The organism is Agromyces aureus (assembly GCF_001660485.1).
GTDB classification, from domain to species: Bacteria; Actinomycetota; Actinomycetes; order Actinomycetales; family Microbacteriaceae; genus Agromyces; species Agromyces aureus.
The window spans coordinates 4,210,720-4,228,707 of the sequence record NZ_CP013979.1; the positions used below are offsets into that span (position 1 = coordinate 4,210,720).

At 70.5% G+C, this 17,988-nt stretch carries 20 protein-coding genes; 5 read left to right on the forward strand and 15 right to left on the reverse strand.

Features of this window, described 5'->3' with window-relative positions; translation table 11 throughout:
- Positions 1–9: 9 nt before the first annotated feature.
- Entirely contained in the window at positions 10–1,161 is a 1,152-nt protein-coding gene (locus tag ATC03_RS18850; protein ID WP_067880556.1) for an epoxide hydrolase family protein, read from the forward strand.
- Positions 1,162–1,212: 51 nt separating this feature from the next.
- Here ATC03_RS18850 and ATC03_RS18855 read toward each other — a convergent pair whose 3' ends face one another.
- The 6 genes from ATC03_RS18855 to ATC03_RS18880 all read right to left on the reverse strand — a co-directional run bounded on the left by ATC03_RS18855 (position 1,213) and on the right by ATC03_RS18880 (position 6,400).
- The gene (locus ATC03_RS18855) at positions 1,213–2,364 is read right to left on the reverse strand and encodes an FAD-dependent oxidoreductase (protein ID WP_084003630.1); all 1,152 of its coding nucleotides are present in this window, start codon (positions 2,362–2,364) and stop codon (positions 1,213–1,215) included.
- On the reverse strand, positions 2,357–3,118 hold the full coding sequence (locus tag ATC03_RS18860; protein WP_227820167.1) for a methyltransferase domain-containing protein: 762 nt from the start codon (positions 3,116–3,118) through the stop codon (positions 2,357–2,359). The genes ATC03_RS18855 and ATC03_RS18860 overlap by 8 nt, the downstream gene beginning before the upstream one ends.
- Positions 3,119–3,132: 14 nt before the next feature.
- The gene (locus tag ATC03_RS18865; RefSeq protein ID WP_067880559.1) at positions 3,133–4,272 is read right to left on the reverse strand and encodes a type III polyketide synthase; all 1,140 of its coding nucleotides are present in this window, start codon (positions 4,270–4,272) and stop codon (positions 3,133–3,135) included.
- 169 nt (positions 4,273–4,441) lie between these two features.
- Entirely contained in the window at positions 4,442–4,807 is a 366-nt protein-coding gene (locus ATC03_RS18870) for an SHOCT domain-containing protein (RefSeq protein ID WP_227820168.1), read from the reverse strand.
- On the reverse strand, positions 4,804–5,232 hold the full coding sequence (locus ATC03_RS18875) for a DUF6325 family protein (protein WP_067880565.1): 429 nt from the start codon (positions 5,230–5,232) through the stop codon (positions 4,804–4,806). The genes ATC03_RS18870 and ATC03_RS18875 overlap by 4 nt, the downstream gene beginning before the upstream one ends.
- 31 nt (positions 5,233–5,263) lie before the next feature.
- The gene (locus ATC03_RS18880) at positions 5,264–6,400 is read right to left on the reverse strand and encodes an AI-2E family transporter (RefSeq protein ID WP_227820169.1); all 1,137 of its coding nucleotides are present in this window, start codon (positions 6,398–6,400) and stop codon (positions 5,264–5,266) included.
- Positions 6,401–6,537: 137 nt separating this feature from the next.
- Between ATC03_RS18880 and ATC03_RS18885 the strand changes: the two genes are divergently transcribed.
- Positions 6,538–6,936 carry an SHOCT domain-containing protein gene (locus ATC03_RS18885; protein WP_067880569.1) on the forward strand — a complete coding sequence of 133 codons (399 nt, stop codon included), beginning with the start codon at positions 6,538–6,540 and terminating at the stop codon, positions 6,934–6,936.
- Positions 6,937–7,012: 76 nt separating this feature from the next.
- On the opposite strand, the gene ATC03_RS18890 is transcribed toward ATC03_RS18885, so the two are convergent.
- The 5 genes from ATC03_RS18890 to ATC03_RS18910 form a co-directional block, all read right to left on the reverse strand.
- A complete protein-coding gene (locus tag ATC03_RS18890) occupies positions 7,013–8,107 on the reverse strand; it encodes a DUF998 domain-containing protein (protein WP_067880572.1) in 1,095 nt (364 codons plus the stop codon).
- A gap of 213 nt (positions 8,108–8,320) precedes the next feature.
- Positions 8,321–8,812, reverse strand: a complete 492-nt coding sequence (locus ATC03_RS18895) for a DUF2017 family protein (RefSeq protein WP_067880575.1) — start codon at positions 8,810–8,812, stop codon at positions 8,321–8,323.
- The gene (clpS, locus tag ATC03_RS18900; protein WP_067880579.1) at positions 8,809–9,099 is read right to left on the reverse strand and encodes an ATP-dependent Clp protease adapter ClpS; all 291 of its coding nucleotides are present in this window, start codon (positions 9,097–9,099) and stop codon (positions 8,809–8,811) included. Before clpS ends, ATC03_RS18895 begins: the two co-directional genes overlap by 4 nt.
- An 83-nt stretch (positions 9,100–9,182) precedes the next feature.
- Entirely contained in the window at positions 9,183–9,560 is a 378-nt protein-coding gene (locus ATC03_RS18905) for a nuclear transport factor 2 family protein (RefSeq protein ID WP_067880582.1), read from the reverse strand.
- Positions 9,561–9,676: 116 nt separating this feature from the next.
- Complete coding sequence (locus ATC03_RS18910) at positions 9,677–10,819, reverse strand: class I SAM-dependent methyltransferase (RefSeq protein ID WP_067880585.1); 1,143 nt, start codon at positions 10,817–10,819, stop codon at positions 9,677–9,679.
- A 68-nt stretch (positions 10,820–10,887) separates the two neighbouring features.
- On the opposite strand from ATC03_RS18910, the gene ATC03_RS18915 reads away from it, so the two are divergent.
- Positions 10,888–11,598 carry a hypothetical protein gene (locus ATC03_RS18915; RefSeq protein WP_227820170.1) on the forward strand — a complete coding sequence of 237 codons (711 nt, stop codon included), beginning with the start codon at positions 10,888–10,890 and terminating at the stop codon, positions 11,596–11,598.
- Positions 11,599–11,625: 27 nt separating this feature from the next.
- On the opposite strand, the gene ATC03_RS18920 is transcribed toward ATC03_RS18915, so the two are convergent.
- The 4 genes from ATC03_RS18920 to dnaK all read right to left on the reverse strand — a co-directional run bounded on the left by ATC03_RS18920 (position 11,626) and on the right by dnaK (position 15,593).
- Entirely contained in the window at positions 11,626–12,048 is a 423-nt protein-coding gene (locus ATC03_RS18920; protein WP_067880589.1) for a heat shock protein transcriptional repressor HspR, read from the reverse strand.
- Between the two features lie 6 nt (positions 12,049–12,054).
- Positions 12,055–13,053 (reverse strand): DnaJ C-terminal domain-containing protein, encoded by a 999-nt coding sequence (locus tag ATC03_RS18925; RefSeq protein ID WP_067880592.1) that lies wholly within the window; start codon positions 13,051–13,053, stop codon positions 12,055–12,057.
- A gap of 78 nt (positions 13,054–13,131) precedes the next feature.
- Positions 13,132–13,716: a nucleotide exchange factor GrpE gene (locus tag ATC03_RS18930; protein WP_067880596.1), complete on the reverse strand. Its 585-nt coding sequence runs from the start codon at positions 13,714–13,716 to the stop codon at positions 13,132–13,134.
- Between the two features lie 8 nt (positions 13,717–13,724).
- On the reverse strand, positions 13,725–15,593 hold the full coding sequence (dnaK, locus tag ATC03_RS18935) for a molecular chaperone DnaK (RefSeq protein ID WP_067880599.1): 1,869 nt from the start codon (positions 15,591–15,593) through the stop codon (positions 13,725–13,727).
- Positions 15,594–15,863: 270 nt separating this feature from the next.
- Here dnaK and ATC03_RS18940 point away from each other — a divergent pair, with 270 nt between their 5' ends.
- Positions 15,864–17,024 (forward strand): GTP pyrophosphokinase, encoded by a 1,161-nt coding sequence (locus ATC03_RS18940; RefSeq protein ID WP_067880603.1) that lies wholly within the window; start codon positions 15,864–15,866, stop codon positions 17,022–17,024.
- A gap of 157 nt (positions 17,025–17,181) precedes the next feature.
- On the forward strand, positions 17,182–17,940 hold the full coding sequence (locus ATC03_RS18945) for a sulfite exporter TauE/SafE family protein (protein ID WP_198168759.1): 759 nt from the start codon (positions 17,182–17,184) through the stop codon (positions 17,938–17,940).
- Positions 17,941–17,988: the final 48 nt, after the last annotated feature.

A 17,988-nucleotide genomic window follows, 5' to 3' on the forward strand; every position in this document is an offset into this window, starting at 1 on the left:
CGTCGAAGTATGAACGAAATGAAGGGCTCCGGCCCCGCCGACATCCGTCCGTTCCGTGTCGAGATCCCGCAGGCCGATCTCGACGACCTCCACGAGCGCCTCGCTCGCACCCGCCTTCCACAGCCCGCCTCCCCCGACGACTGGGCGCTCGGCACCCCGAACGCCTACCTCCGCGAGACGGTCGACTACTGGCTGCACGAGTTCGACTGGCGCGCGCAGGAGGAGCGCATGAACGCCGTGCCGCACTTCACGACCGACATCGACGGTCAGCCGGTGCACTTCATCCACGTGCCCTCGGCGGAGACGAACGCGACCCCGCTGCTGCTCATCCACGCGTACCCGGGGTCGTTCGTCGACTTCCTCGACATGATCGCCCCGCTGACGGATCCGGTCGCCCACGGCGGCCGGGCCGAGGACGCCTTCTCGGTCGTCGTGCCGTCGATCCCCGGATTCGGCTTCAGCATGCCGCTCGCCGAGGGCACCTGGACGCTGGCGCGCGTCGCCCGAACCTTCGACACGCTGATGCGTCGCCTCGGCTACGAGCGCTACGGTTCGCACGGCAGCGACGCGGGCACGATGGTCTCGAGGGAGCTCGGCCTGCTCGACCCTCCGGGATACCTCGGCATGCACGTGCTGCAGCTCTTCTCCTTCCCTTCGGGCGACCCGGCCGAGTTCGAGAAGCTCGAGCCGAAGGACTACGCGGCCCTCGAGCACATGCAGTGGTTCCAGTCGGTCGGCGGCTACAACGCCATCAACGCGAGCCGGCCCCAGACCGTCTCGGTTGGGATGGCGGACTCCCCGGTCGCCCAACTGGCCTGGAGCGAGCTGTTCAACTCGTTCGGCAACGGCACGAGCCTGGTCACCCGCGAGCAGATCGTCACCGAGGTCTCGGTGTACTGGTTCACGAACACCCAGGCGACCGCCGGGCGCTACCACCATGCCGAGGCGAACTCCGGCGCGGAGCCGCGGATCAACACCGCCCCGACCGGGGTCGCGGTCTTCCAGGACGACTTCAAGTCCATCCGCACGTTCGCCGAGCGCGACAACAGCAACATCGTGCACTGGAGCGAGTTCCCCGACGGCGGGCACTACGCCGCGCTCGAGCGCCCCGACGTGCTCGTCGGCGACCTGCGGGCCTTCTTCGCCTCGCTGCGCGCCTGACCGTGAAGCGCGACGCCTGCCCTGCCGCGCGAGCGGCGGGGCAGACGCCGGTCACAACCAGCGCATCGTGAAGGCGCGAGCGAGCACCGCCCGCAGCGGCGGCACGGCCAGTGCGCGCACGGCGGCGTTCCGAGCCGCGAGCCGAGTGCCCGACGCCGGGCCGCCCATGCGCATGTTGAAGGCCGCCTGCCGAATGGCGCGCGAAGCGGAGCCGCGCCGCTCGTGCTCGTAGCGTTCGAACGCCTCGTAAGGTGCGCCGGTGACGAGCGCGTTCGCGAGCTCGTGGTCGAGGCGCAGCGCGTCGAGCCACCCGAGGTTCATGCCCTGCCCGCCGATCGGGCTGATCTCGTGCGCAGCATCGCCGACGAGCGCGACGCGCCCGCGATGCAGGCGTTCGGCGAGGTGCTGGCGCGCCTCGAACGTGCTGGGCTCGCTCGCGACCGCCTCGTCGGCGTCGAACCGGGCGCCGACGACCCGCGACGCGACGATGGTGGCGAGTTGCGACGCGCGCAGGTGGTGCGGCGGTCGACGCACCCAGGCGACCCAGCGCCGGCGCCCACCGGGCAGCGGGAACGACTCCACGACCCCGGCCGGCTCGAAGTGCAGCAGCGCAGTCGCCGGTTCGCCCGTCTCGTCGCGCGTGTCGCCCATCACGTAGTGCGCTCGGCCCGGCCGCCGCATCCAGCCGATCTCGAGCAGGTCCCGGATGCCGCTGCGCACGCCGTCGGCGCCCACCACGTACCTGGCGAGCACCGCGACCCGTTCGCCTGCGCGATCACCCTCGACCTCGACGTGCGTGCCGAGATCGCGCAGTCCGTGCACGGCGACGCCGGCCAGGAGCGCGCCGGGCGCGAGCTCGTCGAGGCGACGCAGCAGCATCGCCTCGGTCTCGAGCTGTGGCAGCGACCACACCGAACCCGCGCGGGCGAACGACATGGTGCCGAGGATGCGCCCGTCGCACGTGACCCGACCCTCGCGGATCTCGACCGCGGTCGCGCGCACCTCGCCCTCGAGCCCGACCTTCGCGAGGGCGCGCAGCCCCGGCGGGTGGATGCCGATCGCGCGCGAGCGGCCCGACCGCTCGACGCGCCGCTCGAGCACGACGACGTCGCGGCCCCGCTGGGCGAGCAGGCATCCGAGCAGCAGCCCGACCGGGCCGCCGCCGACGATGGCGACGTCGTGCATGACGGCGGCTTCAGACATCCGCTCTCCTGACGGCCTCGAGGCGCGACGGGATCGCGCGTCGGACCATCCACCCGGCCGGCAGCACGAGAGCGAGTTCGGCGGCGGTGTGACTGCGACGGATCGACGTGAGCCCGTCGGGCCGGATGTACGAACCGGCCAGCAGGTTGCCGGCGAACGGCAGTGTGCCCAGCCAGAACCCCGCGTACCCCGGTCGCGAGCGCTCGATGTCGCCGTGCACGGCGACCCCGCCCGGTGCGAGCAAGGACTCGCTGTCGCGCAGGAGCGCCCCGAGTTCACGGCCGTCGAGGTGGTGCAGCACGTGGTTCGAGAGCACCACGTCGAAACGCTCGCCCTCGGCGACCAGGTCGCCGCTCATGGCACGACGGAGCGTCAGCCCCGGGGTCGAGGGCCTGGCCGCCGCCCACGTCATCGCGCGCGCGTCGGGGTCGATCGCCGTGACCACGAGCCGCAGCCGGTCGCGCGTTGCCCATCGCAGGAGCCGGCGGGGCAGGTCTGCGCTGCCGGAGCCGATATCGAGCACGCGGACGACGCGACCCGCCGAGCGACGCGGACGAAGCCATCTGGTGTACACGGCCCGCTCGCCCGAGACGACGGCGTTGACGAGCCTGAACCGCTCGTACGTCTTCGCGAGCATCGCAGGATCGGCGTCGGCGGCGTCCATGAGCTCGGCCACCTGCTCATCGCGCCGCGACAGCCAGCCGTCTCGCGACGGGCCGGCGCCGCGCGGCCCCACTGCGCTCGCCCCGCCCACCGGTGCCCCTGCGCTCAGCCGCGCACGGTCATGAGCGCCGACTCGACCGTCAGGCCCGGGCCGAAGGCCATCGCCGCGACCCGCTCACCGTCTGCGGCATCCGACTCGAGGATGTTCGCCAGCACGAACAGCACCGTCGCGCTCGACATGTTGCCGAAGTCGCGCAGCGTCTCGCGGGCCGGCACGAGCTGCGCCTCGGTGAGCGCGAGCCGCGACTCGACCTTGTCGAGGATGCTCCGGCCGCCGGGATGGATCGCCCAGTGCTCGATCGCATCGCTCGACGTGTCGTTCGCGAGCGATGCGGCGAGCGCCTCGTCGTGCTCGAACAGCGGTTCGAGGGCTCCCGTGATGTGCGCGTCGATGATCGCGGGGATGGCGTTGGAGAGCACCATCTCGAACCCGTGGTCGCCGATGTTCCACGCCATGTCGCCCTCGCCGACGGGCGTGATGCGCGTGGCGAACCGGTCGAGTTCGAGGGCCCGCTCGCCCGGCTCGGGGTCGCGCGAGCTGACCACGCCCGCCCCGGCGCCGTCGGAGAAGAGCGACGACGCGACGATCGTGTCGGGGTCGTTCGACGAGCGCAGGTGCAGCGTGCACAGTTCGACGCTGATCACGAGCACGACCGCCGCAGGATCGGCCTGGCAGAGCTGCCGCGCGAGGCGGAGTGCGGGAATCGATGCGTAGCAGCCCATGAACCCCAGGTGGTAGCGCTCGACGCCGGGGTCGAGCGCGAGCTCGCGCGCGACCATGAAGTCGGGGCCGGGGGCGTAGAAGCCGGTGCACGACACGGTGATGACGTGCGTGACGTCGGATGCCTCGACGCCCGGGGTCGCGGCGATCGCCTCGCGGCCCGCCCGCACGTAGAGTTCCGTCGCCTCGCGGGCGTAGATCTCGTTGCGCGCCTTCGTGCCGGGCATGAGCAGCTCGCCGCTGGCCTGATCGAAGAACACCGGCGTCTCTTCGCGCGGCTCGAGCGTCAGCTCTTCGAGCACGGAATGCCGGCGCTCGATGCCCGACACGTTGAACGACGTCGTCACGATGCGCTGCGCCAATCGGTTCAACCCGGGCTGCGCCGCGAACACGTCGCGCACCGCCTCCTGCACGAGCACGGTCGACGGGACAACCGTCGTGACACCCCTCAGCGTGATGGCCATGCCCAACCCTAGGCACGCGAGCGGATGCTGCGACAGGGGTTGCGCGGCATTCCCCCGAACCTCACATGCGCGCCCCGAACCCCGCACACGGCGAAGCGCCGGCAACCCGAGTGGGTCGCCGGCGCTTCACGCTCCGCGCGCCGTCGCGCTGCGCTGCGCGGTCTGCGACTCAGGCGAGCAGCCTGGCCTTCGCGGCCGCGAACTCGGCATCGTCGAGGATGCCCTGCTCCTTGAGCGCGGCGAGCTTCTGCAGCTCGGCGACGATGTCGACACTCGCGGCCGGCGCCGGTGCAGCGGGCGGTGGGGCCTGCTGCTGCGCCAGGTAGGCCTGCTGCTGCGCAGCCTGCTGCGCGGCGGCGTCGATCTGCGCCTGCTGCTGTTGCTGCTGGTAGGCGTCGGCCTGCTGCTGCTGGTTGTACTTGTCCTGCTGGTGGCGCTGGACGCTGCCGCTCACCGCCGTGGCGGTGCCCGCGACGACGGCCGTGCGCGCCGCCATTCCGATGAGGCCCGGGCGGCCCATCCGTCGTCCCATCATGATTCCGCTCCTTCGACCTCGGCGAGGATCTCGTTCACGATCGGCGCGGGGATCCGCTCGACCTGCAGCAGCTCTGCGCCCGATTCCGCGAAGCGGGACGCGAGCTTCTTCGCCCACACCAGCTCGATGGCGATGAGCGCCGCAGAGCTGCCGACCGGGATGCGCTCGGCGAGGTCGTCGACGTCCTCGTCTCCGACCAGACCGGCCTCGAGAACCTCGACGTCGAACTCGATCTGGCCGCCGAAGTCCTCGAACTCGACGATGGTCACCTCGTCTTCGCCGCGTGAGACGAGCAGGAAGTCCAGGAGCCGGATCTCCCCGCTGTCCACGAGATCCGCGATCGCCTCGAGCGTCCGGCCGTCGGGCCGGTCACCTTCGAATCCGATCAGGTACAGATCGACCGGCCCGTATTCGAAATCCGCCATCGGTTCCCCCCTCAGTCAGTGTTTCTGCAGACTATCCCTGCCCGGCGGGCGGCGCTACGGGTGCGGGCGGCAAATCGCCTGAGAGCCGCCTGAGCGTCGCCGTGCGTTCATCGGGCTCGAGGAAGAGCGCGCGAACGAGCAGCGTGAGTGGGATCGAGAGGATCGCGCCGATCGGCCCGATCACGAGGGTCCAGAACACGACCGACACGAACGAGAGCGTGAGGCTGAGCGACACCGCGTCGCTCACGAACTTCGGCTGGATCAGCACCTGCAGCGTCACGTTGACGACGCAGTACACGAGCACCACGACGAGCGCGAGCGGCCACCCGCCGATCACGAGCGCGAGCACCGCGGGCGGGATCAACCCGATCACGAAGCCGATGTTCGGGATGAAGTTCGTCACGAATGCGAGGATCGCCCACACGAGCGGGATGGGGATGCCGAGCCCCCAAAGCACGAGACCGTCGATGATCGCCACGACGAGTCCGAAGCTCGCGTTGACCACGTAGTAGCGCCGGACGCCCGAGAAGTAGCGGCCGCCGATCACGTCGCCGGCCGCCGTGCCGAACACCGGGCGGGCCCGCGCGAAGCGCGCCGCATCCGCCGACATGAAGATCACGTAGGCCAGCACGAAGAAGAACGCGGTCGCGAGGCCGAGCAGCGCGCTCGCGAGGCCGCCCGCGAACCCGACGAGCTGCGCGGGGTCGAGCACCGTCGAGAGGCTCGCCGTGGCATCCGTCGTCACGCCGGTCGACTCGATGAGGGAGATCAGCGACGCCGCGGTCTGCTCGAGCTCGTCGAGGTAGTCGGGCAGGATCGCCACGAACTGGGCGGATGCCACGACGAGCAGCACGGCGAGGGCTACGAGGATCGCCCAGGCCACCGCGACGACCGCGGTCGTGGCGAGCCACTTCGGCCAACCCCGGCGTTCGAGCGGGAAGCGCACGGGGTGCGCGATGATCACCACGACGGCCGCGACCGCGATCGGTCCGAGCACGTCGCGTGCAAGCCACACGCCGCCCAGCGCGACCACGGCGGCGGCGAGCGCGATGACTCGTCGATGTCCGAGCGTGAAGCCGGTCGACGCGGTCGGGCTCGCCTCGGGCGACGCGCTCGTGCGCGCTTCGGGCACGTGCTCTGCAGCGGCATCCGTCATCTCGTCCTCCACGAGTCACCCTATGATCACGCGCACGCAACCCGCCGACCGCCGCGCGTTCTCTGGACGAGATCGCCGGAACGACGCTACATTCGGCTCAGGCGCTCGATCCCTGGGGGGCGCGGAAAACTCGAGAACGGAACAACGCAATGGATTTCTGGTCAAACTTCTGGAGCATCATCTGGTGGTTCCTGTGGGTGTTCGTCTTCATCGCCTATCTGATGATCCTCTTCTCGATCGTGGGCGACCTGTTCCGCGATCACAAGCTGAGCGGCTGGTGGAAGGCCGTCTGGATCATCTTCCTGATCTTCGTGCCGTTCCTGACGGCGCTGGTCTACCTGATCGCCCGCGGTCAGGGCATGGCGGAGCGCTCGCAGCGTGACGCCCGTCAGGCGCAGGCGGCGGCCGACGACTACATCCGCCAGACGGCGGGCACGTCGGCGAGCCCCGCAGACGAGATCGCCAAGGCCAAGGGCCTGCTCGACTCGGGCGCCATCACGGCCGAGGAGTTCGCGCACCTGAAGTCGAAGGCGCTCGCCAAGAGCTGACCTCGAGCGGTCGTACCGCACGAACCCGAGAGGGCCGGATGCCACGCATCCGGCCCTCTCGTCATGTCGACGTTCGTCACTCGACCGGCTGAGCCGCGACCTCCGCCTCGGCGTCGCTCGAACCGCCCGCCGTGCGGAGGAACACGATGATCCAGCTGAAGATCAGGCAGGCCGCCACGAGCTCGACGGCTGTGAGGTTGTAGTACCCGGTCGCGAAGAACACCGCGACGACCGCGATCACCGCGAGGTATGCGAAGCCGAGCAGCACGAACACGCGCGGAATCGTGCGGATCAGGCGCGGCAACCGCACCACGATGATCGCGAAGCAGATCGCCATGCCGGTCGCGACCGAGTTGTGCACCCAGAAGAACTCGTCGACCTTGAAGATGCCGACGCAGGCGAGGAAGATGCCGACGAGGATCAGCAGCAGACGAACCGTGTCGCGACCCTTGCGATCGACCGGGTCGGATGCCGGCAGGGCCGCCGTCGCGTACCGCGCCACGATCGTGACGATCGCGCCCGCGACGATGAGCGTGACGTTGAAGGCCATCGCCGAGACGTCGTCGGTCATGCCGAGCGCCGAGAGGTTCTCCTCCCACCAGTGCTTGTCGCCCGCCGAGAGCATGCTCGCGAGCACACCCACCACGAGGAACACGGCGAGCACCAGCGAGAGCAGCATCGGCGTCATGCGCACGGACGACAGGAAGCTCACGTACGCCGAGAGGGCGAGCGTGACGCCCGCGAGCGCCGCGGCGGGCAGCGGGAACACGACGGCATCCTGGAAGCAGAGCTCGAGCACCGTCGAGAGCGCGAGCCAGCCGAGCAGGGCGATGACGCCGTGCGCGATCGCCAGCGCGGCCACGTCGAACCAGTGCAGCTTCGCGTCGGGCACGTCGAGGCCCTCGCCGATCTCGTTGCGAAGCGCCGGGTTCGGGGTGCGGTCGGCGACGTACCGGCCGAACACGAACGCGGCGATCGCGGCGATCGCACCGCCGATGGCCGCGAACGCGCCGAGTGAACCGCGACCCGCGATCGGGAGGTCCTGCCCCCAGAAGAGGAACAGGCCGACGACCCCGCCGAGCACGAAGAACACGCTGCCGACGAGCAGTGCCGCCGACTCCACCGACTCCACGTTCGCGCCGGGGGTCTTGAGGATCTGCCTGATCGACACCGCTTCACGCTTCGATCGCTGCTTCGTCGACGTTGTTCCCGACACGTGCGCTCCCACCCCTAGGCCCGTGCATCCGAGTCGGCACGGCGATTCGGAGATCAGCATGGCATCGTGCGTGCCGACGAGTCCACAGGCTCGGCGTGCGGATGCGGCATCCGCTCGCCCGCGTCGAAGGCTCGAGCGGCGCGTCGCTCCCCGACCGGCGAACTCGGGTCAGGACGAGATCGGGTCGAGCACCTCGAGCATCGACCCCTGCACGAAGCCCGCCCACTCGTAGGCGGCGCGCAGGTAGTCGTCGCGGGTCTCGTCGGCGTCGGTGTCGCCCTCCTCGATGACGCCGACCCGCTCGGCGAGGATGAGCCGCAGGTCGGTGAGGAAGGTGAGCCACCCCCACGCCTCCGACTCGTCGAGCTCGATCTGCACGACGCCATCGCCCTCGTGCGCCGCGGTCGCGTCGCGCACCTGCTGGGCCGCCTGGCGCTTGCCGTCGACGAGGCTGTCGCGCGTGTACCGCTCGAACTCCTGCGAGGCGGCGTGATCGTCGGCGTAGGCGCTCGGCAGCAGGCGCCCGAGCGCCGGGTCGTCGACCTCGCCGAGCAGCAGCACCGAGTCGACCTGGTCGGCGAGCTCGGACAGCAGCATCGCCTCTTCGGTCTCGAGCACGAGACGCACGCCCTCGCCGTCGCTGCGCCCGGCGACGATCACGGCTCGGCCCTCGACACGGTCGCCTGCAGGCCGTAGCCGTGCATGGCCTGCACGTGGCGTTCCATCGCCTCCCGGTTGCCGGTCGCGACGATCGCCCTGCCGTCGTTGTGCACGCAGAGCATGAGGCGTTCGGCCTCGTCGCGCGCGAAGCCGAAGTAGCTGCGGAACACGTAGCTCACGTACGTCATGAGGTTGACGGGGTCGTCCCACACGACGGTCTGCCACGGCACCTCGGCCGCGACACGCGTGGTGGTGTCGAGGTCGAGTTCTTCGAGCGTGGAGATCACGCATCAAGACTGACACGACCGGGCGGATGACGCGAGTGGACGTCGGTCGCCCGGCTCAGGTCGCGACGACCGGGCAGCGGGACTCAGGTCGGGCTGCCGCCGTCAGCGGTTTCTGCAGCCCTCGGCGTCATGAACCATTCGACGAACCGCACCGCCCGGCCGTCGGGGGCGAAGTGCACCTCCCAGAGGTTCCAGTAGAACTCGTGTCCCGGGTAGTCCACGTGCCCCTTGATCATGCCGAGGCGCTCATCCTCGATCAGGACCTCGAGCTCGAACACGGGCTCCGCGGGCTCGTCCTCGATCCACATCTCGATGATCGCGTCGATGCCGCGCACCGGGTCGGGGTCGTCGGGGCGGAACCAGTACTCGGCGTCGTCCGTGAAGAGCGCCCGCACATCGTCGGGCGCCTTGGACCGCCAGGCGCGGAGGTACCCGTCCAGCCATCGGCTCGCCTGCGTCATGCCCCGTGTCTACTCCACCGGCGGAGCCGCCGTCATGCGGTTGACAGCGGCCGGTCTGCCGATTCGGGCTCGGAGCCGGCGCGGCCCACGGCATTCAGCCCGCGCGGCCGCGGGATTCAGCCCGCGCGGCGCGAGGCCGTGACGGTGAACTTCGGGTCACGGGCGATCTGCCGGGTCGGGCCCACGATGCGCTCGAGCGCGGGCCGGTAGCGCAGGGGCGAGTTCCAGACGCACCACAGCTCGCCGCCCGGCGCGAGCACGCGGGCGGCGTCGGCGAACAGGTGCTCGGCGATGCCCGTGTGCAGCGCGGCGTCGGAGTGGAACGGCGGGTTCAGCACGATCAGCCGCTCGCTCGCCGCGGGCAGCAGCTCGAGCCCGTCGGCCTGCGTCACGGTCACCCGGTCGGCCACGCCGTTCGCCGCAGCGGTCGCACGAGCGGATGCCGCGGCCGACGCCGAGCGGTCGGTCGCCGTCACCGCGAGCCCGGGCCTGGCACGCGCCAGCCACGCGGCGACCACGCCCGTGCCGCACGCGAGGTCGACGGCGGTCGCGGCATCCGGAACCGCCTCCCCGTCGTGGAGCGCGGCGAGCAGCAGGCGCGTGCCGATGTCGACCGAGCTGCCCGCGAACACGCCGCCGTGCGCGGCGACCTCGAGGTCGAGCGCGGCGTCGTGCTGCACGCGCGGCCAGGCCGGTGCGGCGGGCTGCCGGTGCGCACGAGGTTCGCTCGCGATGAGCACGCGCGACTTCTGGCGCGCGTGCGACACGTCGACACGGCCGAACCACGCGCCGAGCACCTCGTTCATCGCGAGCGTCATGTGCTTCAGGCGTCCGCCGGCGAAGATCCGAACGTCGGATGCCGCGTGCCCGGCCACGAGGCCGGCGAGCTCGTCGAGCCGGTCGAGCGAGCGCGGCAACCGCATGAGCACGACCCGCGCGTGCCCGAGGAGCCCGGGCGCGAGCGGGATCGACAGCGGCACCAGCTCGCCCGTGAAGCCGAGCCGGCCGGCGTTGCGCGCGAGCGCGCGCTCGCCCGTCGCGAGGTCCTGATGCACCCGGACGCCCGTCGCACCCAGCGCCGTCGCGCCCAGCGCGAGCGCGCCGTAGGCATCGTCGAGCACGAGCACCCCGCCCGGGCCGGCCGACGCGACGGCCTCGGCCGCCTCGTCGAGGATCAGCCGATCGGCGGCGTCGGACGCCTCGAGGCCGAGCCCCTCGACATCGGGGTCGCGGCGCAGCAGTTCGAAGTCCAATCTCACCCGCCAAGGCTACGCGGGGCGCCATCCTGAGTGCGGAACGCAGGCTCGTTTGCTACTCTCGGGCCCGCATGGGGAACGCACAGTCGATCGGGGAACGAGCGGCGGCACGGCAGGAGGCCGGGCTGCGCGTCAGGCGAACCCCGAGGCGTCGGCCCCGCGGCATCCGCCCGCTCGCCGGCTTCGCGACGCTCGCCGTCATCGGCATCGTCGGTACCCTCTCGCTCGTGCCCGTCGCCCCGCCGTCGCCCGTGCTGGCCGCCGACGCCGACACCGTCACTGCTGGGCAGACCGTCGAGATCGCCGACGGCGTCACGGCGCAGCAGGTCTCGCACGAGTCGTACACCGCGTCGACCGGACCGCAGACCCTCGTCGCGGGCGGCACCAACGTCGACTGGGCGAAGCTCGTGCTCATCGACGGGGACTGGCCCGTCACCGAAGAGAACATCACCTTCATGATGCGCTGGACCCGTCAGGAGAACGGCGCCGACAACTGGTGGAACCGCAACAACCCGTTGAACAACGGGCAGGGCTCCGGCGGCGGATCGGGTCTCGGCAGCTACGTCGACCTCGTCGAGGCGGCCTTCTACGCGGCCCAGAACATCAAGTCGGGCCGCTACCCCGCGGTCGATGCGGCGCTCCAGCGCGGCGACTCGGCGGATGCCACCGCGCAGGCCATCTGGGCCTCGCCGTGGGCGTCGAGCCACTACGGGTACGGCACGCACTGGAGCTCGCGACCCTACGAGGTCATCGAGGCCCCCGCGGAGGCCTGGGGCCGCTGACCCGGGCGCGCCTCGGGCGCGGCGTAGTCAGTCGCGGTCGAGCGGGCGCCAGACGACCATGGCCGTCTCGCGTCGCACGCGCGTACCCGCGCGCATCGAGATGACCTCGCCGTGCGAGCCGGCCGCGAACACGCGCCGGCCCGGACGATTCAACATCTCGTCGGCGAGCATGGCCTCGAGTTCGTGCACGCGTGCGCGCAGCGTGGTCACCTCGTCTTCGAGGCCGAGCACGCGGCGGATGCCCTCGAGGCTGACGCCCTCGCTCGAGAGCTGGGCGATCTCGCGCAACTGCATGACGTTGCGCATCGAGTAGCGGCGCGAGCCGCCCGACGTGCGGGTCGGCGAGACGAGGCCGAGCCGGTCGTACTGCCGCAGGGTCTGCGGGTGCATGCCGGCCAGCTCCGCCGCCACCGAGATGACGAAGATGGGACTGGTCTCGTCGACGCTCATGCCCGGCTAGCCCCGCGCCCTGGCGATCAGGTCGTCGCGCGGGTTCTCGTCGGGCAGCTCGGCGGCGAACTCCTCGAGCTTCTGCTGGGCGTCCTTCGAGAGGTGGGACGGCACGACGACCTGCACGACCGCGAGCAGGTCGCCCGTGGCCTTCTTCGTCTCGACGCCGCGACCCTTGACGCGCAGCACGCGTCCGCTGGGGGTGCCGGGCGCGACGCGGAGCTTCACGGGGTCGCCCCCGAGCGTCGGCACCTGGATGGTCGCGCCGAGCGCGGCCTCGGCGAAGGTCACCGGAACGGTCACGCGCAGGTTGAGGCCGTCGCGCTCGAACACGGGGTGCTTGCGCACGGTGACCGTGAGCACGAGGTCGCCGGGTGCGCCGCCGTCGGGCGAGGGCTGACCCTTGCCCGCCACGCGGATCTTCTGGCCGTCGGCGACACCCGCGGGGATGCGCACGGTGATGTTGCGCCCCTCGCCGGTCTGCAGCGTGATCTGGTCGCCCTTGGTCGCGGTGACGAAGTCGAGCGTGGTCGTCGCCGTGACGTCGCGCCCCTTGCTCGGACCGCCCGCGCCGCGGAACCCGCCGGTGGACTGACCGAACCGCCCGTTGCCGAACAGTCCGCTGAGCAGGTCGTCGTAGTCGCCGCCCTGGGAGTACTGCTGGCGGCTGCCGCGGCCGGCGCCTGCGCCGCCACCGAACATGCCGCCGAAGACGTCGTCGAAGCCGCCGTTGCCGCCGCCCGCACCGGGCGCCGTGAATCGCGCGCCGGAGCCCATGGCTCGGACGGCGTCGTACTCCTTGCGCTGCTCGGGGTCGGAGAGCACCGAGTGCGCCTCGCTGATCTCCTTGAACTTCGCCTCGGCCGTGGCGTCACCCGCGTTGGAGTCGGGGTGGTACTTGCGCGCGAGCTTGCGGTACGTCTTCTTCAGATCGGCTTCGCTCACGTCTTTCGAGACGCCGAGCACCTTGTAGAAGTCCTTGTCGAACCAGTCCTGGCTGGCCATCGACACCTCGTCTCTCGAAGTCTGCTGGAAAGGGTACGCCGGTCGAGGAGCTGGACGCTCCTCGACCGGCGAAGGGGGTTACGCGGGCGTCGTGACGACGACCTTCGCAGCACGGAGCTGCGTGCCGCCGAGCGTGTAGCCCGTCTCGACGACGTCGGCGACCGTGTCGACCTCGACGTCGGGCGAGGGCTGCTGGAAGATCGCCTCGTGCTTCTGCGGGTCGAACACGTCGCCAGGTTCGCCGAACTTGGCGAGGCCGAGGCGCTCGACCGACGCGCGCAGCTTCGCCGCGATCGTGGCGAACGCCGACTCGCCCTCGAGGTCTCCGTGCTTCTCGGCACGGTCGAGGTCGTCGAGCACGGGCAGCAGCACCGAGACGGTCGCGCCGATCGCGCGCTCCTTCTCGAGCTCGCGGTTGGCCTCGGTGCGCCGACGGTAGTTGGCGTACTCGGCCGTGACGCGCTTGAGGTCGGCCAGGTGCTCGTCGCTCGGGTCATCGACCTCGGCGTTCGCGGCGTTCAGGATGTCCTCCACCGTGAGTTCGCGCTCGTCGGCCTCGACCCCGTCGATGAGCTCCTCGGGGGTGACGGATGCCTCGGCATCCGTCACCCCGTCGGTGGCGTCGGGCTCGGGAACCTGGGGGTTCTCGTTCTCGTCAGCCATGCTCGGGCCTACTTCTTGTCGTCTTCGTCGTCGATGACCTCGGCGTCGACCACGTCTTCGTCGGACGCGTCGGCCTGCGGCTCACCGTCGGCGGGAGCGCCACCGGCGGCCGAGGCATCCGGTGCCTGCGACTGCGCGTAGATGGCCTCGCCGAGCTTGCCCTGCGACTGCGACAGCTTCTCGAAGGCCGACTTCACGGCCTCGTCGTCGTCGCCGGCGAGGGCCGACTTCAGCGCGTCGACGTCGCCCTGCACCTCGGACTTGACGTCGGCCGGGAGCTTGTCGTCGTTGTCCTTGATGAGCTTCTCGGTCGAGTAGGCGAGCTGCTCGGCGGAGTTGCGGGTCTCGGCGAACTCGCGGCGCTTCTTGTCTTCTGCCGCGTGCTCCTCGGCCTCGCGCACCATGCGCTCGATGTCGTCCTTCGGGAGGCTCGAGCCGCCCGAGATCGTCATCGACTGCTCCTTGCCCGTGCCCTTGTCCTTGGCGGACACGTGCACGATGCCGTTGGCGTCGATGTCGAAGGTGACCTCGACCTGCGGGATGCCGCGGGGGGCCGGGGCGATTCCGGTCAGCTCGAAGGTGCCGAGCGGCTTGTTGTCGCGGGTGAACTCGCGCTCGCCCTGGAAGACCTGGATCGCGACCGACGGCTGGTTGTCGTCGGCGGTCGTGAAGGTCTCGCTGCGCTTGGTCGGGATCGCCGTGTTGCGCTCGATGAGCTTGGTCATGATGCCGCCCTTGGTCTCGATGCCGAGGCTCAGGGGGGTGACGTCGATGAGCAGCACATCCTTGCGCTCGCCCTTCAGCACGCCGGCCTGGAGCGCGGCGCCGACGGCGACGACCTCATCGGGGTTGACGCCCTTGTTGGGCTCCTGGCCGGTCTCCTTCTTCACCAGTTCGGAGACGGCGGGCATGCGGGTCGAGCCGCCGACGAGCACGACGTGCGCGATGTCGGCGAGCTTGACGCCGGCCTCGCGGATGACGTCTTCGAAGGGCTTCTTCGTGCGGTCGAGCAGATCGCTGGTCATGTTCTCGAACTGCGCACGCGTGAGGGTCTCGTCGAGGTTGGCGGGGCCGTTCTCGGTGAGCGAGAGGTAGGGCAGCTGGATGCTCGTGCTCATCGAGGAGCTGAGCTCCTTCTTGGCCTGCTCGGCGGCCTCCTTGAGGCGCTGCTTGGCGATCTTGTCGTTCGAGACGTCGACGCCCGTCGACTCCTTGAAGCGCTTGATGAGCCACTCGACGATGCGCTGGTCCCAGTCGTCGCCGCCGAGGCGGTTGTCGCCGGCCGTCGAGCGCACCTGGATGGTGGAGAAGTCGTCGTCCTTGCCCACTTCGAGCAGCGAGACGTCGAACGTGCCGCCACCGAGGTCGAAGACGAGGATGAGCTCGTCCTCCTTGCCCTTGTCGAGGCCGTACGCGAGTGCGGCGGCGGTGGGCTCGTTGATGATGCGCAGCACGTTGAGGCCCGCGATCTCGCCGGCCTCCTTGGTGGCCTGGCGCTCGGCGTCGTTGAAGTACGCGGGAACGGTGATGACGGCGTCGGTGACCGTGTCGCCGAGGTACTGCTCGGCGTCGCGCTTCAGCTTCTGCAGGATGCGCGCCGAGATCTCTTGCGGCGTGTACTTCTTGCCGTCGATCTCGTCGGTCTTCCAGTCGGTGCCGACGTGGCGCTTGACCGACGCGATGGTGCGGTCGACGTTGGTGACGGCCTGGCGCTTGGCGGTCTCGCCGACGAGCACCTCGCCGTCCTTGGTGAAGGCGACCACCGAGGGGGTGGTGCGGAAGCCCTCGGCGTTCGCGATGACGGTGGGCTCGCCACCTTCGAGCACGCTCACGACCGAGTTGGTGGTTCCGAGGTCGATTCCTACTGCACGTGACATGTGTGTCTCTCCTTCTGCCTGAGGCGGTTCGCGGGCGGATGCCGCGAGCACCCGTCGGCTGTCGATTCGGCCTTCGCGGCCGGCAACCGAAGTTCTTCGTTCGAGACTTGAGTCCCGATGACTCAAGCTTTGCAGGGCCGTTTTGGCGTGTCAAGTCGAAGATCTCAAACTTGAGCACACTCGACTCAACTCACAGCGGGCGTTCAGCATTCCGGTCGGAGCGGCAGCGGCGCCCCGCTCGCGTCGCACCGAGGCAGTACTCTGCCGAGCATGGATGCGCGCGAGCACGACGAACGCCTCGTCGCCGCAGAACTCGCCCGGTACGACCGCGAGCTGCGGCGATTCCGCAAGCAGCGCGGCCAGATCGAGGCCGATATCGCGCGGCGCCTCGACGCCGCGGGATTCAAGTACTTCCATGTCGCGGCCCGCGTCAAGTCGCGCGAGTCGTTCGAGCGCAAGGTGCGCCGGGCGCCCGACCGCGAGGTGCTCGACATCCTCGGAGTCCGCGTCGTCGCGAACTTCGAGGGTGACCTGCCCGGCATGGAGCAGGTCGTGCGCGAGGCGCTCATCGTCGACGACGACTCCTGGATCGACAAGTCGGCGCTGCTGCCGCTCGATGCGTTCGGCTACCGCTCGGTGCAGTTCGTCGGTCGCGTGCCGGAGCCGGGCCAGGAGGCCGACGTCGACGGCGACCCGGCCGCGGGCACGCAGCTCGAGGTGCAGCTGCGCACCGCCCTCTCCGACACCTGGTCGGAGCTCGAGCACGACTTCCGCTACAAGTCCGCGAGGCAGCTGCCGCGCGAGGTCGACCGGCTCTTCGCCCTCTCCGCGGCGCTGCTCGAGCAGGCCGACGACAACCTCGACCTCATCCGCAGCCAGGTCGAGGAGGCCCGCACCGCGGCGCCGACCCTCGGCGGCGAACGCGGCTACATCGGCCGGTTCATCCAGTACGACGGCGACTCCCGCTCGCTCGACCAGATCATCACCGCGGCCCTCGACGTGCCGTTCAGCGCCGTGACGGGTGCCGGACGCGAGCTCCGCAGCGTCGTGCGGGCCGCCGGATGGCTGCACTACGAGGCCCTCGCCGACGGGTTCGCCGAATACTCCGAACTCGGCCGGCGCCTCGCGATCGCGTGCGCCAGCAGCACGAACGACGTCCTGCTCACGGATGCCGAACCCCAACGGCCCGCCCGTTCGTTCCGCGGCATCGGCGTGTACTGGACGGCCATGGCCGCGGCCCTCGTGTCGGGCGAGTCCCTTCGCGAGAGCCGCGTGCCCGACGGCCGACTGGCCGAGTACCGCACGGTGGCCGTTCACCTGTTCCGACGGCCGGATGTCTCGGCCCTCGCCGTGCGCAGCCGCTACCAGCAGTCGGCGGCGCCGGCCGGCACCCTCGACGAGGCGGCGTTCGGCGCGATCGACCTCGGCTGATCCCAGCGCGCTCGACGAGACGGCGCGTTCGACGAGACGGCGCGTTCGCCGACCCGCCGCGCGACGCGAGCCCGGGTCGCCGCGGGTCCCACGCGGCATCCGGCCCGTTCATCGCGTGATTGGATCGACGGATGCCGCCCGACGAACCGAGCACCACGTGAACCCGCTCGAGTTCGTGCTGCTCATGCTCGGCGGGGTCGTCGCCGGGTCGATCAACGCGGTCGTCGGATCCGGCTCGTTGGTGACGTTCCCCCTGCTGATCGCGTTCGGCTACCCGCCCGTGCTCGCGAACGTCACGAACAACGTCGGCGTGCTGCCCGCCTCGCTCGCCGCGACCTACGCGAACCGCGCGGAGTTCCGCGGCGAGTGGCGGCGGCTCGGGTTCATCCTCTGCTTCTCGGCCGCAGGCGGCGTGACGGGCGCCGTGCTGCTGCTGCAGCTGCCGAGCGAGGCGTTCGACGCGATCGTGCCCGCCCTCATCGTGCTGGCGCTGCTGCTCGTGATCTTCGGGCCGTGGATCAAGCGGTGGACCGCGCGGCTGCACGGCGGAGCAGAGCACCACGACCATCCGGTCGCCACGATCGCCGTCGCGGGCCTCACCGCGATCTACGGCGGCTACTTCGGTGCCGCCCAGGGCGTGCTGCTGCTCGCCCTGCTCTCGATCACGATGACCGGAGCGCTCTCACGGGCGAACGCCTACAAGAACGCCATGGCCGCCGTCGCGAACCTCGCCGCGGCGATCGTCTTCGTCCTGGCCACCGACGTGGCGTGGCCGGCCGCCGCCGCGATCGCGATCGGCTCGTTCATCGGCGGGTCGCTCGGCGGACGCTACGGCCGGTACATCCCGCAGACGGCCTACCGCGTCGTCATCGTCGTGGTCGGGCTCGCGGCGCTCGCGTACTTCGTGCTCACATAGGCGGTGCGGTGAGCGTCCGCTTCGCTGCGTCGCGACGACTCCCGGCGG

Bases quoted from the DNA above. Each gene is read 5' to 3' on its own strand.
- ATC03_RS18850 (WP_067880556.1), top strand. From the start codon at position 10: ATGAACGAAATGAAGGGCTCCGGCCCCGCCGACATCCGTCCGTTCCGT.
- ATC03_RS18855 (WP_084003630.1), bottom strand. From the start codon at position 2,364: ATGTCTGAAGCCGCCGTCATGCACGACGTCGCCATCGTCGGCGGCGGC.
- ATC03_RS18865 (WP_067880559.1), bottom strand. From the start codon at position 4,272: ATGGCCATCACGCTGAGGGGTGTCACGACGGTTGTCCCGTCGACCGTG.
- ATC03_RS18870 (WP_227820168.1), bottom strand. From the start codon at position 4,807: ATGATGGGACGACGGATGGGCCGCCCGGGCCTCATCGGAATGGCGGCG.
- ATC03_RS18875 (WP_067880565.1), bottom strand. From the start codon at position 5,232: ATGGCGGATTTCGAATACGGGCCGGTCGATCTGTACCTGATCGGATTC.
- ATC03_RS18885 (WP_067880569.1), top strand. From the start codon at position 6,538: ATGGATTTCTGGTCAAACTTCTGGAGCATCATCTGGTGGTTCCTGTGG.
- ATC03_RS18905 (WP_067880582.1), bottom strand. From the start codon at position 9,560: ATGACGCAGGCGAGCCGATGGCTGGACGGGTACCTCCGCGCCTGGCGG.
- ATC03_RS18915 (WP_227820170.1), top strand. From the start codon at position 10,888: ATGGGGAACGCACAGTCGATCGGGGAACGAGCGGCGGCACGGCAGGAG.
- ATC03_RS18920 (WP_067880589.1), bottom strand. From the start codon at position 12,048: ATGAGCGTCGACGAGACCAGTCCCATCTTCGTCATCTCGGTGGCGGCG.
- ATC03_RS18925 (WP_067880592.1), bottom strand. From the start codon at position 13,053: ATGGCCAGCCAGGACTGGTTCGACAAGGACTTCTACAAGGTGCTCGGC.
- ATC03_RS18930 (WP_067880596.1), bottom strand. From the start codon at position 13,716: ATGGCTGACGAGAACGAGAACCCCCAGGTTCCCGAGCCCGACGCCACC.
- dnaK (WP_067880599.1), bottom strand. From the start codon at position 15,593: ATGTCACGTGCAGTAGGAATCGACCTCGGAACCACCAACTCGGTCGTG.
- ATC03_RS18940 (WP_067880603.1), top strand. From the start codon at position 15,864: ATGGATGCGCGCGAGCACGACGAACGCCTCGTCGCCGCAGAACTCGCC.